Genomic DNA, 13,521 nt, shown 5'->3' with positions numbered 1-13,521 from the left:
GGATCGCCGGGCCAGCAGGCTTCAGGCGGGGAGCGATACCGAGGTGACCGGCATGGACGAGTCCGGCGCGAAGCTGATTCCGCTCGGTTCCACTCCGGCCATCACCAGCTGGGCGCCCAGAGCGGCCACCATGGCGCCGTTGTCCGTGCACAGGTCCAGGGGCGGCACATGGAGCCGGATGCCGGCCGAGGCGCAGCGCTGGCCGGTCAGTTCACGCAGGCGTGAGTTGGCCGCCACGCCGCCGCCCAGCAGGACGTCCTTGATGCCGTGCTCCCGGCAGGCCAGGACGGCCTTGGAGGAGATGATGTCCACCACGGCTTCCTGGAATGCGGCGGCAATGTCGGCCACCGGGATGTCCTCGCCCCGGGCCTCGAACTGCTCCACACACCGGGCCACGGCGGTCTTCAGTCCGCTGAAGGACCAGTCGTAGCGGTGCTTGCCCGGCTCCTCCGCCGTTCCCATGTACTTGGGCTGGCTGAGGCCCCGGGGGAAGCGGATGGACTTCGGGTTGCCGGTGCGGGCCACCTTGTCGATGGCCGGTCCGCCGGGGTAGCCCAGGCCCAGGATGCGGGCCACCTTGTCGTAGGCCTCCCCCGCGGCGTCGTCGATGGTGGAGCCCAGCAGCACGACGTCGTCGGTGATGCTGTTGATCCTGAGGATTTCGGTGTGTCCGCCGGATACCAGCAGGGCGCCCAGGTTTTCCGGGAGCTGCGGGGCCTCGTTGCCGTTACCGTCTTTCCGTTTGCCGTCCAGCAGCCCCACGCCCACATGCGCCACCAGGTGGTTGATGGCGTACAGCGGCTTCCCGGTGGCCACTGCCAGTGCCTTGGCGGCGCAGACTCCCACCATCAGTGCGCCTGCGAGTCCGGGGCCGGAGGTGACGGCGATGGCGTCCACCTCGTCCAGGCTGACGCCGGCGTCGGACAATGCCTGCTCCAGTGTGGGTACGAACGCGTCCAGGTGGGCCCTCGAGGCGATCTCCGGGATGACGCCGCCGAATCGGACGTGCTCGTCCATGGATGAGGACACGGTGTTGGTCAGGAGCGTGGTCCCGCGGACGATGCCAACGCCGGTTTCATCGCAGGATGATTCAATGCCCAGGACCAGTGGCTGGGAACGGTTCATGGCTGGCCTCCTTCACGTGTTTCCTCGTCGCCGGTGAGCTGGAGCCTCATGATCAGGGCATCGACGCCGTCGCGGTAGTACCGGGGGCGGACGTGGATCTGCTCGAACCCGAAGCGCAGGTACAGACGTTGCGCCCGCGGGTTGTCCGCGCGGACTTCGAGGAGGAGGTCCGCGGCGTACCGGCGACGGGCTTCATCGATGAGGGCGGTCAGCAGCGTGGTGCCGATCCCCCGGCCTTCATAATCAGGGACGACGGCGATCGTCTGGACGTCCGCGATGGGTTCGATGCACATCAGGCCGGCGTACCCCACGATGCCGTCGGCGCTTTCGGCCACCAGGTAGCGCCGGGTGTCCGGCTGGGCCAGCTCATCCAGGAACATCTGCAGGGGCCAGGCGTCGATGGGGAACAGTTTTTGCTCAAGGACGCTGACGGCGGTTACGTCGTCGAGGGTCATGTCCCGCACGGTAATTCCTGCAGTTCGCGGATCCGGGGCGGTGCTCACAGTGCTCTCTTCCTCGGTCCGGGCACCTGCGCGTCGGATTCGCGCAGGTACAGCGGCGTGGAATCCAGGAGGCCGTCGCCGGAGGCCAGCCGGGCCAGCGCGAACTGGCCCAGATAGAGCGCGTCCGGCTGCTCCTGAGCGAATTCCGGATCTGCGCGCAGCGTGTCGGCGTAGAGCCCGGCGCCGGCCCCAAAGGCGGGAAGGTCCGGCAGGTCCGCCGCGAAGCCGACGTGGGGACCGTCCTCGAGCCGGGGCAGCTTCCCCTCGGCCAGGCTGTAGCGGGCCCAGTAGACCTCCTTGCGCCGCGCGTCGGTCACCACCAGGAATTCGGGGACGGCGGCGGTGGACTCAGCCACTTCCAGGGCCACGGCGTCCAGGCTCATCAGGCCGTGCAGGGGCTTGCCCCACACAAAGGACAGGGTGCGCGCCGTTGCAATTCCGGACCGCAGGCCGGTGAACGGCCCGGGCCCCACGCCCACCACCAGGGCGTCGATGTCCTGTCCGGTGACGCCGGCCTCGGCAAGCATCTCCGCGATGCCCGGAGCCAGCACTTCGGCATGGCTTCGGGTGTCCTCGGTGGAGAAGCTGGCAACGACGCCTTCCAGCGCGTCATCCGAAACCAGCGCTGCGCTGGCAACGGCGGAGGTGTCAATGGCGAGGATCAGCATCAGTCTTTCCCTTCCGGGGCGCCGGGTTCTGCTGTCCCGATTTCCGGGGTTCCCAGTTCCGGGGTTCCCAGTTCGGGGGCGGCCGGCCATCGCGGACCGTACCCGCGCATCACGATGGTGCGGGGCTCGTCGGTGTCTTCAGTATCGAAGTCCAGGGTTCCGGCTCCGTTGCCGGAGGACGTGCCGGCACCGAGGTCACCCAGGCCAGCGCCGCCCAGTCCAGCGTCGCCCAGTCCAACGGCGCTGAGTCCGACGGCACGGTGCAGGTCGATTTCGAGCCGGCTGTCGCTCAGGTGCTCCACCCGGTCATGTCCCCACTCGACCACCGTCACCGATGAGTCCATGGTGTTTTCCAGGTCGATGTCGTCGATCTCGGCCGCCGAGCCCAGGCGGTAGGCGTCCACGTGCACCAGATCGGGGCCGCCGGGGCGCGGACCGTCGGGCACGTTGGGATGGATGCGGACCAGGACGAACGTCGGCGAGATGATTCCGGCGCGGACGCCGAGCCCCTCCCCCAGCCCCTGGGTGAAGGTGGTTTTGCCGGCCCCCAGCTCGCCGGACAGCACCAGCAGGTCCCCGGCTTCAAGCACCCCGGCGAGGGCGGCGCCAAACGCGTGGGTCTGGTCCGCCGTCGTCGCCGTGAAGGTCTTTTCCCAGTTGGGCACGGCCGGCGGTTCGAAGGCGTTCACGCGGCACCCTCCGTGTGAAGGGCGGCGGACGCGTCCTGTTCGTTGACGAAGCGGCGCGGGACCCGGGGGCTGATGCGGGTGACGATTTCGTAGTTGATGGTCCCGGCGGCGCGCGCCCAGTCTTCGGCGGTGGGGCCGCCGTCGTCACCGTTCCCGAACAGTTCGGCCTCGGCACCCAGCAGTCGCGCGCCGGCCGGACCGGCGTCGCCGAGGTCGATCACCATCTGGTCCATGGCGATCCGGCCCACCACGGGGTATGTCCTGCCGGCCACCCGGACGGGGCCGCCGGTTGCGATGCGCGGCACACCGTCGGCGTAGCCCATGGGGATGAGCGCCAGGGTGCTGCGGCCGCTGGTGTGGTAGCGGAGGCCGTAGGACACGCCTTGCCCGTCCGGTACCTCCTTGCACTGGGACACCAGGGTCCGGAGCGTCATGGCGGGGCGGAGCCCGAGCTCCGCGGAGGTTTGGCCGTCGAAGGGCGAGAGCCCGTAAATGCCCAGGCCTGCGCGGACCAGGTCGAAGTGGGTGTCCGGCCGGGACAACGTGGCGGGGGTATTGGCCAGGTGCCGGACTTCCGGGTCCACGCCCGCGTCTTCGGCAACAGCCAGGGCTTCGCGGAATGCCGCCAGCTGCTGGTCGGTTTCGGGCCGCTCCGGCTCATCCGCGACGGCCAGATGCGAGAAGATGCCCACCACGCGCAGCAGCCCCTGGTCCTGGTACTCCATGGCTTCACCCACCAGGTGGTCCCAGGTATCGAGGGTGGCGCCGTTTCGTCCCAGGCCGGTGTCCACTTTCAGGTGGATGCGGGCCGGACGCTCCTGCTCCCGGGCTGCAACCACGATGCGTTCGAGTTCCCACCCCGAGCAGCCGATGTCGACGCCGGCGGCCACCGCGGCCCCGAAGTTGCTGTCCACGGTATGCAGCCAGGCGAGCAGCGGCGCGTCGATGCCGGCGGCCCGCAATGCAAGGGCTTCGGAGATGTGGGCAACGCCCAGCCAGGAGGCACCGGCTTCGATCGCTGCCCGCGCCACGGGAACGGCGCCGTGCCCGTACGCGTCGGCCTTGACGACGGCCATGACTTTCGCCGGGGACGCAGCGGCAGCGAGGCGGCGGACGTTGTGCCGGATGGCCTCAAGGTCGATCACGGCGGACCGCTCGTAGCGGGGGTCCTGTCCGGGGGCAGCGCTGAATTCACCGGTTGTTGCGGGGTAAGTCACCTTAGTGATTCTAGTGCTGGCACTTCTTGCCGAATAATCGCGGCCGGGCAGGCCGGATTCCGGAACAGGCGGCTGGCCTGGGGCCGTCGCCGAAGGCCCTCCTGCCCGGACCGGCCCTCAGGCGTCCGAAAGGTGCGCGATGGTGGCAGCGGCCCTGCGCTGCGCCGCAAGCGGGACGTCCTGGATGATCTCGGCGAGGAACCCGAAGCGCCGCAGCCACTGGCTCATCTGCCGTTCGGGCCGGGCGTTGGCACGTTTCCACCAGTCGGCGATGTCTCCCCAGCCGGGGGCCGCTAGCGACCCTCCCACCTCCTGCACGGCCAGCGAGGCGCACAGGTTGGCGAAGCGCAGCCTGTTGCCCAGCGGCCAGCCGGCCAGGCTGCCCACAATGAACGCGGCGTCGAAGCAGTCACCGGCTCCGGTGGGATCGAAAGCCTTCACGGGAAGGGACGGCACCCACTCCTCCTCCCCCGTCTCCGAATCCACCGCCATGGCACCCTGCGGGCCGAGCGTCACCACCGCAACCGGAACCCGGTCCGCCAGCGCGTACAGGGCACTCCACGCATCATCCTTGCCGGTAAAGGCCATGGCCTCGCGCTGGTTGGGCAGGAACGCGTGGAAGTACTGCAGATTCTCCAGCCGGACGGGCGCCCATTCCCCGGTGGGGTCCCAGCCGACGTCGCCGAACAGCTTCACCCCTGCCTTGTGCGCCGCCTTCGCCCAGGGCTCCACCTCCACCCCCACCTCCGCAATGCCGGCGAGCGCCGGAGGAGGGATGCCGATCAGTTCCGAGGACGTTACCGGAGCGGCATGCCCGTGGGTCACCATGGACCGGTCCTTCTCCACGCAGAGCGAGACGGTTACCGGTGAGTGCCAGCCGGGGACGCGCCGGGACAGGCTGAGGTCCACGTGTTCCTGGCTGGAAAGGATTTTCCAGTTGAAGTCGCCGTAGCCGTCGTCGCCAAACGCGGCGGCCAGGCCCGTGCGGAGTCCCAGTCTGGCGGCGGCGATTGCCTGGTTGGCCACGCCGCCGGGGCAGCTGCCCATGCCGTCGCTCCAGATTTCGGTGCCGGGCTCCGGGCTGTGGGGAAGACCCGTGAAAATGATGTCCTGGAACACCGTTCCGGCCAGGAGGAGGTCAAACCCGGGTTCGGAGGGCGAGCGGACGCCGGCCAGGGGGTCGAAAGGCCGGGCTGGGATCGCTTCCATGTCCGGCACGATACGCCCTGCCGCTGACATCCGATAGTGGACGCCCTGCTTTGCGTCAGGGACAAGCCAATCCAGGCCTAGACTGCTGGTTATGCGGCTTCTGATTGCCGGCGGCGGGGGTTTCCGGGTGCCGCTCATCTACCGGGCACTGGTCTCGGGCCGCTTTGCCGGCCTGGCCACCGAACTGGTGCTGTACGACGTCGACCCCGCCCGCCTCGACGCCGTCACCGCCGTGCTGCGGAGTATGCCCGCCGGACCGGGTGCCCGTCTCCCGGTCCGCGCCACCACCAGCCTTCCGGACGCCCTCGACGGAACGCAGATGGTGTTCGCCGCCATCCGCCCCGGCGGCACCGCCGGCCGGGTGGCAGATGAACGGGTGGCCCAGGACCTCGGGCTGCTGGGTCAGGAAACCACCGGGGCCGGGGGCATCTCCTACGCACTGCGGACCATCCCGCGCATGCTGGAACTTGCCCGGCTGATGGCGGAACACTGTCCCGAGGCGTGGCTGATCAACTTCACCAATCCGGCCGGCATGGTCACCGAGGCGCTGCTTCCCGTGCTGGGCCGCCGGGCCATCGGCATCTGTGACTCGGCGGGCGGCCTGGTACACCGCGCCGCGCATGCGGCCGGGGTGGCGCTGCCGGAGGGACGGCTCGACGGCGTGGGCTACTACGGGCTGAACCATCTCGGCTGGCTCTACCGGCTGGAGTCCGCCGGGCGGGATGTGCTTCCGGACCTGCTCGCCGATCCCCGCACCCTGCAGTCCTTTGAGGAAGGCAGGCTGTTCCCGCAGCCCTTCCTGGCGAGCCTTGGCGCGCTGCCCAACGAGTACCTGTACTACTACTACCGCGCAGCGGAAGCCCGGCAGGCAATGCAGGCGATGGCCAGCACCCGCGGGGAGACCATCCACAGCCAGCAGCAGGAGCTCTATCCGCGGCTGGCCGCTGCCGGCGGGGAGGCGTTCCGGCTTTGGGAGGAGGCACGGCGGTCCCGCGAGGAAGGCTACCTGGCCGAGGCCCGGGCCGAAGGCGAACACCGGGACGAGGACGATCTGGCCGGCGGCGGCTATGAACGCGTGGCACTGGCAGCGATGAGCGCGCTCTCCGGAGGAGGCACCACGCAACTGATTCTCAATACCCGCAACTCCCTGCCCTCTCCCCTCTCAGCGGCTGAAGCAGCCGAACCGCAGGCCGCCATCCCGGGACTGCCGGCGGACGCCGTCGTCGAACTTCCCTGCACGGTAACCCCCGACGGCGCGCTGCCGCTGCCCCAGCAGGCACCGCCGGAACCGCAGCGTGAGCTGCTTAACCGGGTCAAGGACGTCGAACGGCTCACGGTCCGGGCCGCCACGGACGGCAACCGGGATGCCGCCCTGCAGGCCTTCGCCCGGCACCCCCTGGTGGACTCGGCGGACGTGGCCGAAAGGCTTTTGGCCGGTTACGAGCACGCTTTCCCTGCCCTGCGGGAGCTGTGGGGCGGGGCCAGGAGTTAACACACATCGGCCGGCGTGAGGGGAGGGAGTAGTGTTTTATCGAATGCGCACTGAACCGGCGCCCACTCGCGCCGGCGGCCGGAAGGAGGTCCCGTGGCATTGATCCGCAGGGTCGCTTTGCTCTCCCTCCACACCTCCCCCATGGAGCAGCCCGGGTCCGGTGATGCGGGCGGGATGAACGTCTACATCCGGGAACTGGCCTCCGCCTTGGCCGAGGCGGGCGTGGAAGTCGAGATCTTCACCCGCGCCACCTCCGACGGGCAGCCCGCCGTCGAACATCCCGATCCAGGGGTCTGCGTGCACAACGTCCTGGCCGGCCCGCCGAAAAAGATTCCCAAGGAAGAACTTCCCGGACTGCTGCACAGCATGGTGGCCGAGATTGAACAGATCCGCCGCCGGCAGCCGCACGGCCGGTACGACGTCATCCATTCGCACTACTGGGTGTCGGGCATCGCCGGCCTGGAGCTGTCCGAACTGTGGGGTGTCCCGCTGGTGCACACCATGCACACCATGGCGAAGGTCAAGAACCTGCTGCTGGAGTCCGGCGAGCAGCCCGAGCCGCGGCGGCGCGAGCTCGGCGAGCACCGCATCGTGGACGGCGCGGAGCGGCTGATCGCGAACACCAGCTCGGAGGCGGCGGAACTGGTGTCGCACTACGGAGCCACGTACGAACGCATCGATATCGCCCCGCCGGGCGTGGACCTCAGTACTTTCACGCCGGCATTCCGGACCCGGTCACGGGCGGAGCGCGGCATCGCCCCGGGCACCTTCCACCTGCTGTTCGCGGGGCGCATCCAGCGGCTGAAGGGTCCCCAGATTCTGGTCAAAGCAGCCGCCCTGCTCCGGCGCCGGCGGCCGGACATCGACCTCCGGCTCACCATCCTGGGGTCGCTGAGCGGAAACAAGGAGTTCAACCTGCGGCGGCTGGTTGCCGAGGCGGAAATGGACGACGTCGTCACGCAGCTTCCGCCGGTGAAGGCACCGGAGCTTGCGGCCTGGTTCCGCGCGGCTGACGTTGTGGTGATGCCTTCCTTCAGCGAATCGTTCGGACTCGTGGCCCTGGAGGCCCAGGCCTGCGGCACGCCCGTGGTGGCCACCCGGGTGGGCGGACTGTCGCGGGCCATCTTCCACGGCCGGACCGGGCTGCTGGTGGACGGGCACCACGCCGCCGACTGGGCCGACGCACTCGAGGCCCTGTACGACGATCCCGCCACCCGCGAGGACATGGGGCGCGCCGCCGCCATCCGTGCCCAGAACTCCGGCTGGGCCCGCACGGCCGCCATCACGCTCGAAAGCTACCATGCCGCCGTCGACCGCCACGTGGGGCACCGGCTCGTCCCGGCCGTTCCCGCATCCTGATTTTTTCTTGCGGGTGCTGGTGCTGCAGGGCTGTTAGTTTTGGGGCAGGTGCTCCGGCAGGTTCGTGGCGCCAGCCGCTCCAGGAAAGGACAAGGATGTCTGATTTCCCTACCGACCTCGAGATCGCCCGCGCAGCCCGTATCCGGCCCATCGGGGAGATCGCTGCCGCTGCCGGGATCAATGCCGAAGCCGTTGAACAGTACGGGCGGTTCAAGGCGAAGATCGATCCCGCCCGGCTGGACGCCCCGCCTCCCGCCGGGAAGGTAGTGCTGGTCTCGGCCATGTCCCCCACCCCAGCAGGTGAAGGGAAATCCACCACCACCGTTGGCCTTGCCGATTCCCTGGCCCGTGCCGGGCACAGGGTGATGATCGCGCTCCGGGAGCCCTCACTGGGCCCGGTCCTCGGCATGAAGGGCGGCGCCACCGGAGGCGGCTACTCCCAGGTGCTGCCGATGGACGAGATCAACCTGCACTTCACCGGCGATTTCCATGCCATCACGTCGGCCAACAATGCACTGATGGCTTTGGTGGACAATCACATCTACCAGGGCAACCAGCTGAATATCGATCCGCGGCGCATGACGTTCAAGCGTGTCCTGGACATGAATGACAGGGCCCTGCGTGAGGTGGTCATCGGCCTTGGCGGGCCCACCCAGGGAATCCCCCGGCAGGACGGTTTCGACATCACGGTGGCATCCGAAATCATGGCGGTGTTCTGCCTCGCCACGGACTTGGCCGACCTCCGGGAACGGCTGGGACGGATCACCTTCGGCTATACGTTTGACCGCTCCCCCGTCACTGTGGCGGACCTTGGCGTCCAGGGTGCCCTGGCCCTGCTGTTGAAGGAGGCCATCAAGCCCAACCTGGTGCAGACCATCGCGGGTACTCCGGCGTTGGTCCACGGCGGCCCGTTTGCGAACATCGCGCACGGCTGCAACTCGCTGATCGCCACACAGACGGCGCGCCGGCTGGCCGACATCGTGGTGACCGAAGCCGGGTTCGGCGCCGATCTGGGTGCTGAAAAGTTCATGGACATCAAGGCCCGTGTTGGAGGCCTGGCGCCGTCCGCCGTCGTGGTGGTGGCCACGGTGCGGGCTTTGAAGATGCAGGGCGGGGTGGCCAAGGACCAGCTGACCCGGCCGGACCTGGCGGCCCTGGAGGCGGGAGTGGCGAACCTGCGCCGGCATGTGCGGAACGTGGAGAAGTTCGGCGTCACCCCGGTGGTGGCCATCAACCGGTTTTCCTCCGATACCCAGGAGGAGCTCGACTGGCTGCTGGCGTGGTGCGCCTCCGAGGGTGTTCCCGCCGCTGTTGCAGACGTCTGGGGGCGTGGTGGAGGCGGGGACGGGGGCGACGAACTGGCTGCGTTGGTTGCGCAGGTGGTGTCCCGGCCCAGCAGTTTCCGGCACCTTTATTCGCTGGAACTGTCTGTGGAGGACAAGATCCGGACCATCGCGCAGGAGATCTACGGGGCGGACGGGGTGGACTTCTCGGTCCCGGCACTGAAGCGGCTGGCCGATATCGAACGGAACGGCTGGGGCGGCATGCCGGTGTGCATGGCCAAAACGCAGTACTCCTTCACCGACGACGCGTCCCGGCTGGGCGCCCCCAAGGGTTTCACCATCCACGTGCGCGACCTGCTGCCCAAGACCGGAGCCGGGTTTATCGTGGCGCTTACCGGTGCCGTGATGACGATGCCCGGCCTCCCCGCCGTCCCGGCTGCCCTGCGCATGGACGTGGACGACGCCGGCAACCCCGTAGGCCTCACCTAACCCCCGTTGCTCTATCAGTTAGAGCTCTTAAAACTGGGTTATACGAGCTCTAACTGATAGCGCATCAGGGGGCTGTGGATAACTTCTGCGGGCCGCCCGAAGCCCGGGTGAGAATGTTGCGCATGCGCCCTTCGTCTCCCTTGCCGATAAACCTTGCTTCTGCCCCCTTCACAGTGCACGAGGCACGGGCAGCGAGTTTGAGCAGTGGGCGGCTCCGCTCGTCGGACCTGGCTTCGGCCGGGCGTCTTCTCTACCTGCCCGCGGGCTGGGAGTTCGAGCTTGCCGGTTTAGCACGGGCGCTCAGCGCCGCTACTCCCGGAGCGTGGATTTCCCATGTGACGGCGGCAGTTCTGCTGGGCTTCTGGCTTCCTGCCCGGTTCCGGGACTGCCGCGATCTTCACCTGAGCAAGCCCAAGGTCCTGCCTCCAGTACGCCGTCAAGGAGTAGTGGGGCACACGGTGTTGGCGTTCGAGGACGAAATTACCGTGTGGGAGGGAATTCGTATGTCAACGCCGGCGCGAACCTGGCTGGACCTTGCCCGTGTTGTCCCATTGGCGGATCTTGTGGCCGTCGGAGACCAGTTGGTCCGTCAGCCCCGGCCCGGCCTGGAGCTGCGGACAGAGCCTTGGTCCAACCTTCCCGAGCTGCAACGGATGCTGACCCGGCACACGAAGCTGCAGGGCATTGTTAAGGCCCGCGCCGCCCTCGAACTGATTCGCCCCGGGGCGGACTCCGCCCCCGAGACATTCCTGCGGTTGGCGCTGACAGAGGCGGGGCTCCCCGAGCCCGAACTGCAGATCCGGATCGTCCCAGGAGACCCTTATTCGCCCGCAGCGGACATGGGGTACCGGCTGCAGCGGATTGCCATCCAGTACGACGGCGGCCATCACCTTACGCGGGAACAACAGTCCCGGGACAATCACCGGGATGAGCGTTTCCATTCAGCAGGGTGGCGATATTTCAAGTTCAACGCCGACGACCTGGCACAAGACTTCCGCAGGGCAGTCGGCAAGGTCCGGATGGCCCTGAAGCACGGTTAAACGAAAGATGCCCTATCACCCTTGGTTCCTAAACAAAGGTTTTGGGGACCAAAAGTGATAGGGCATCTGAAGGGGGTTAGCGCTCCAGGTCGCCGCGGATGAAGGCTTCCACCTTTTCGCGGGCGAGGTCGTCGTTGAACTGCTCCGGCGGCGACTTCATGAAGTAGCTCGAGGCGGACAGCAGCGGGCCGCCGATGCCGCGGTCCAGGCCGATCTTGGCGGCGCGGATGGCGTCGATGATCACGCCGGCGGAGTTGGGCGAGTCCCAGACTTCCAGCTTGTATTCGAGCGAGACCGGGGCGTCGCCGAAGTTGCGGCCCTCAAGGCGGACGAAGGCCCACTTGCGGTCGTCGAGCCACTGGACGTAGTCGGACGGGCCGATGTGGACGTCCTTCGCGGCCAGTTCGGCCTCGACGTTGGAGGTGACGGCCTGGGTCTTGGAGATCTTCTTGGACTCGAGGCGGTCGCGCTCCAGCATGTTCTTGAAGTCCATGTTGCCGCCGACGTTCAGCTGGTACGTGCGGTCCAGGGTGACGCCGCGGTCTTCGAAGAGCTTTGCCATGACACGGTGCGTGATGGTGGCACCGATCTGGCTCTTGATGTCGTCGCCCACGATCGGGACACCGGCGGCGGTGAACTTGTCAGCCCACTCCTTGGTGCCGGCGATGAAGACGGGCAGGGCATTGACGAAGGCCACGCCGGCGTCGATGGCGCACTGGGCGTAGAACTCGGCTGCTTCCTGGGAGCCAACGGGCAGGTAGCAGACCATGACGTCAACCTTGGCGTCCTTGAGGGCCTGCACCACGTCAACGGGTTCCTCGGTGGACTGCTCGATGGTCTCGAGGTAGTACTTGCCCAGGCCGTCGAGGGTGTGGCCGCGCTGGACGGTGACGCCGGTGGGCGGGACGTCGGCGATCTTGATGGTGTTGTTTTCGCTGGCCAGGATTGCGTCGGCGAGGTCGTTGCCGACCTTCTTGCCGTCCACATCGAATGCTGCGACGAACTCGACGTCACCCACGTGGTACTGGCCGAACTCAACGTGCATCAGGCCCGGGATGGTGGCCTTGGGGTCAGCGTCCTTGTAGTACTGGACGCCCTGGACCAGCGATGCGGCGCAGTTGCCTACGCCGACGATTGCGACACGGATCGGATGTGAAGACACGGAACTCCTTTAAAGACAAATGTCAGCCGGCCGGGTGCGTCGGGGAGAGTGCGACGGCGGCCGGCTGGTACGGCGCCGCGCGGCGCCTTTTCATAGTACCTAACAGAGCGGGACCGGGCTTTGTTCCGCCGGTCCCGCCCCGTAACGATTCCGGGCTGTCAGACGGGCTGCTTCCACAGGTTGATGTCCGATTCCACGGCGAATTCGTCGATGGCCGCCAGCTCCTCGGACGTGAAGTCCAGGTTCTTGATGGCTGACAGCGTGTCCTCAAGCTGACCGACGCTGGATGCGCCGATCAGCGCCGATGTCACCGGTGACCCCTTCGGCTGGTCACGCAGGATCCACGCTACGGCCATCTGCGCCAGCGACTGGCCACGGCCTTCGGCGATGGCGTGCAGCCCCCGGATCCGGGCGAGCTTGTCGTCGGTGATGGCTTCCTCCGAGAGGAACCGGGCCTTCGCGGCGCGCGAGTCGGTGGGGATGCCGTTGAGGTACCGGTCGGTGAGCATGCCCTGCGCCAGCGGCGAGAACGCGATGGAGCCGGCGCCCACCTGGTCCAGTGCCTCATACAGGTTCGGCGACCCGTCCTCCGTCCACCGGTTGAGCATGGAGTAGCTGGGCTGGTGGATGAGTAGCGGCGTCCCGAGTTCCTTCAGGATGCGGGCCGCCTCGATGGTCTGCTCCGGGGTGTAGGACGAGATGCCGGCATAGAGGGCCTTGCCGGACCGGACGGCGTAATCCAGGGCGCCCATGGTTTCTTCCATCGGGGTTTCCGGATCCGGGCGGTGGCTGTAGAAGATGTCCACGTAGTCCAGGCCCATCCGCTGCAGCGACTGGTCCAGGCTGGAGATCAGGTACTTGCGGGAGCCCCACTCGCCGTACGGGCCGGGCCACATGTAGTAGCCCGCTTTGGTGGAGATGACGAGTTCGTCGCGGTAGGGCTTGAAGTCATCCTGCAGGTGCCGCCCGAAGTTCGTCTCAGCGGAACCGTCCGGCGGACCGTAGTTGTTAGCCAGGTCGAAGTGGTTCACGCCAAGGTCGAAGGCGCGGCGGAGAATGGCGCGCTGCTCGTCGAAGCGCTTGTCGTCGCCGAAGTTGTGCCATAGGCCCAGCGAGATCGCCGGAAGTTTCAGTCCGCTGCGGCCAACGCGGCGGTAGGGCATGGATTCGTAGCGGTCCTCCGCTGCAGAAAAAGTCATACGTTCCATCCTGCCAGTTGTGACCGGCGCTACATTGCAACGTGAGAGAAGTTACGCCGCGGGCTGACAATCGACCCGCGGCGCAA

At 67.6% G+C, this 13,521-nt stretch carries 12 protein-coding genes; 4 read left to right on the top strand and 8 right to left on the bottom strand.

Annotated features, from left to right (window positions below):
* Positions 1-21 precede the first annotated feature (21 nt).
* The 6 genes from tsaD to AC5RWA_RS04030 all read right to left on the bottom strand — a co-directional run bounded on the left by tsaD (position 22) and on the right by AC5RWA_RS04030 (position 5,411).
* Entirely contained in the window at positions 22-1,125 is a 1,104-nt protein-coding gene (tsaD, locus tag AC5RWA_RS04055) for a tRNA (adenosine(37)-N6)-threonylcarbamoyltransferase complex transferase subunit TsaD (RefSeq protein ID WP_494056640.1), read from the bottom strand.
* A complete protein-coding gene (gene rimI, locus AC5RWA_RS04050) occupies positions 1,122-1,628 on the bottom strand; it encodes a ribosomal protein S18-alanine N-acetyltransferase (RefSeq protein ID WP_494056639.1) in 507 nt (168 codons plus the stop codon). Before rimI ends, tsaD begins: the two co-directional genes overlap by 4 nt.
* Positions 1,625-2,296 (bottom strand): tRNA (adenosine(37)-N6)-threonylcarbamoyltransferase complex dimerization subunit type 1 TsaB, encoded by a 672-nt coding sequence (gene tsaB / locus AC5RWA_RS04045; RefSeq protein ID WP_494056638.1) that lies wholly within the window; start codon positions 2,294-2,296, stop codon positions 1,625-1,627. The genes rimI and tsaB overlap by 4 nt, the downstream gene beginning before the upstream one ends.
* Positions 2,296-2,985, bottom strand: a complete 690-nt coding sequence (gene tsaE, locus AC5RWA_RS04040; protein ID WP_494056637.1) for a tRNA (adenosine(37)-N6)-threonylcarbamoyltransferase complex ATPase subunit type 1 TsaE — start codon at positions 2,983-2,985, stop codon at positions 2,296-2,298. The genes tsaB and tsaE overlap by 1 nt, the downstream gene beginning before the upstream one ends.
* Complete coding sequence (gene alr / locus AC5RWA_RS04035; RefSeq protein ID WP_494056636.1) at positions 2,982-4,202, bottom strand: alanine racemase; 1,221 nt, start codon at positions 4,200-4,202, stop codon at positions 2,982-2,984. Before alr ends, tsaE begins: the two co-directional genes overlap by 4 nt.
* A 117-nt stretch (positions 4,203-4,319) precedes the next feature.
* Positions 4,320-5,411, bottom strand: coding sequence for a carbohydrate kinase family protein (locus tag AC5RWA_RS04030; RefSeq protein WP_494056635.1), 1,092 nt, complete (start codon positions 5,409-5,411; stop codon positions 4,320-4,322).
* Between the two features lie 91 nt (positions 5,412-5,502).
* Between AC5RWA_RS04030 and AC5RWA_RS04025 the strand changes: the two genes are divergently transcribed.
* From AC5RWA_RS04025 to AC5RWA_RS04010, 4 genes are all read left to right on the top strand, one after another.
* On the top strand, positions 5,503-6,903 hold the full coding sequence (locus AC5RWA_RS04025; protein WP_494056634.1) for a family 4 glycosyl hydrolase: 1,401 nt from the start codon (positions 5,503-5,505) through the stop codon (positions 6,901-6,903).
* A gap of 93 nt (positions 6,904-6,996) precedes the next feature.
* Positions 6,997-8,262 (top strand): D-inositol-3-phosphate glycosyltransferase, encoded by a 1,266-nt coding sequence (gene mshA / locus AC5RWA_RS04020; protein ID WP_494056633.1) that lies wholly within the window; start codon positions 6,997-6,999, stop codon positions 8,260-8,262.
* Positions 8,263-8,357: 95 nt separating this feature from the next.
* Positions 8,358-10,034, top strand: a complete 1,677-nt coding sequence (locus AC5RWA_RS04015) for a formate--tetrahydrofolate ligase (protein ID WP_494056632.1) — start codon at positions 8,358-8,360, stop codon at positions 10,032-10,034.
* A 122-nt stretch (positions 10,035-10,156) separates the two neighbouring features.
* Entirely contained in the window at positions 10,157-11,074 is a 918-nt protein-coding gene (locus tag AC5RWA_RS04010; RefSeq protein ID WP_494056631.1) for a DUF559 domain-containing protein, read from the top strand.
* A 76-nt stretch (positions 11,075-11,150) separates the two neighbouring features.
* On the opposite strand, the gene AC5RWA_RS04005 is transcribed toward AC5RWA_RS04010, so the two are convergent.
* Complete coding sequence (locus tag AC5RWA_RS04005) at positions 11,151-12,236, bottom strand: inositol-3-phosphate synthase (protein ID WP_079597409.1); 1,086 nt, start codon at positions 12,234-12,236, stop codon at positions 11,151-11,153.
* Positions 12,237-12,394: 158 nt separating this feature from the next.
* Positions 12,395-13,435: an L-glyceraldehyde 3-phosphate reductase gene (gene mgrA, locus AC5RWA_RS04000; protein WP_494056630.1), complete on the bottom strand. Its 1,041-nt coding sequence runs from the start codon at positions 13,433-13,435 to the stop codon at positions 12,395-12,397.
* Between the last annotated feature and the right edge of the window lie 86 nt (positions 13,436-13,521).

Source organism: Arthrobacter sp. 210 2, from assembly GCF_059093025.1.
Note: the sequence above shows the minus strand (reverse complement) of the source record. Positions and strands in the feature narration are given on the sequence as shown.

Bases quoted from the DNA above. Each gene is read 5' to 3' on its own strand.
- tsaD (WP_494056640.1), bottom strand. From the start codon at position 1,125: ATGAACCGTTCCCAGCCACTGGTCCTGGGCATTGAATCATCCTGCGAT.
- tsaB (WP_494056638.1), bottom strand. From the start codon at position 2,296: ATGCTGATCCTCGCCATTGACACCTCCGCCGTTGCCAGCGCAGCGCTG.
- AC5RWA_RS04030 (WP_494056635.1), bottom strand. From the start codon at position 5,411: ATGGAAGCGATCCCAGCCCGGCCTTTCGACCCCCTGGCCGGCGTCCGC.
- AC5RWA_RS04025 (WP_494056634.1), top strand. From the start codon at position 5,503: ATGCGGCTTCTGATTGCCGGCGGCGGGGGTTTCCGGGTGCCGCTCATC.
- AC5RWA_RS04015 (WP_494056632.1), top strand. From the start codon at position 8,358: ATGTCTGATTTCCCTACCGACCTCGAGATCGCCCGCGCAGCCCGTATC.
- AC5RWA_RS04010 (WP_494056631.1), top strand. From the start codon at position 10,157: ATGCGCCCTTCGTCTCCCTTGCCGATAAACCTTGCTTCTGCCCCCTTC.
- mgrA (WP_494056630.1), bottom strand. From the start codon at position 13,435: ATGACTTTTTCTGCAGCGGAGGACCGCTACGAATCCATGCCCTACCGC.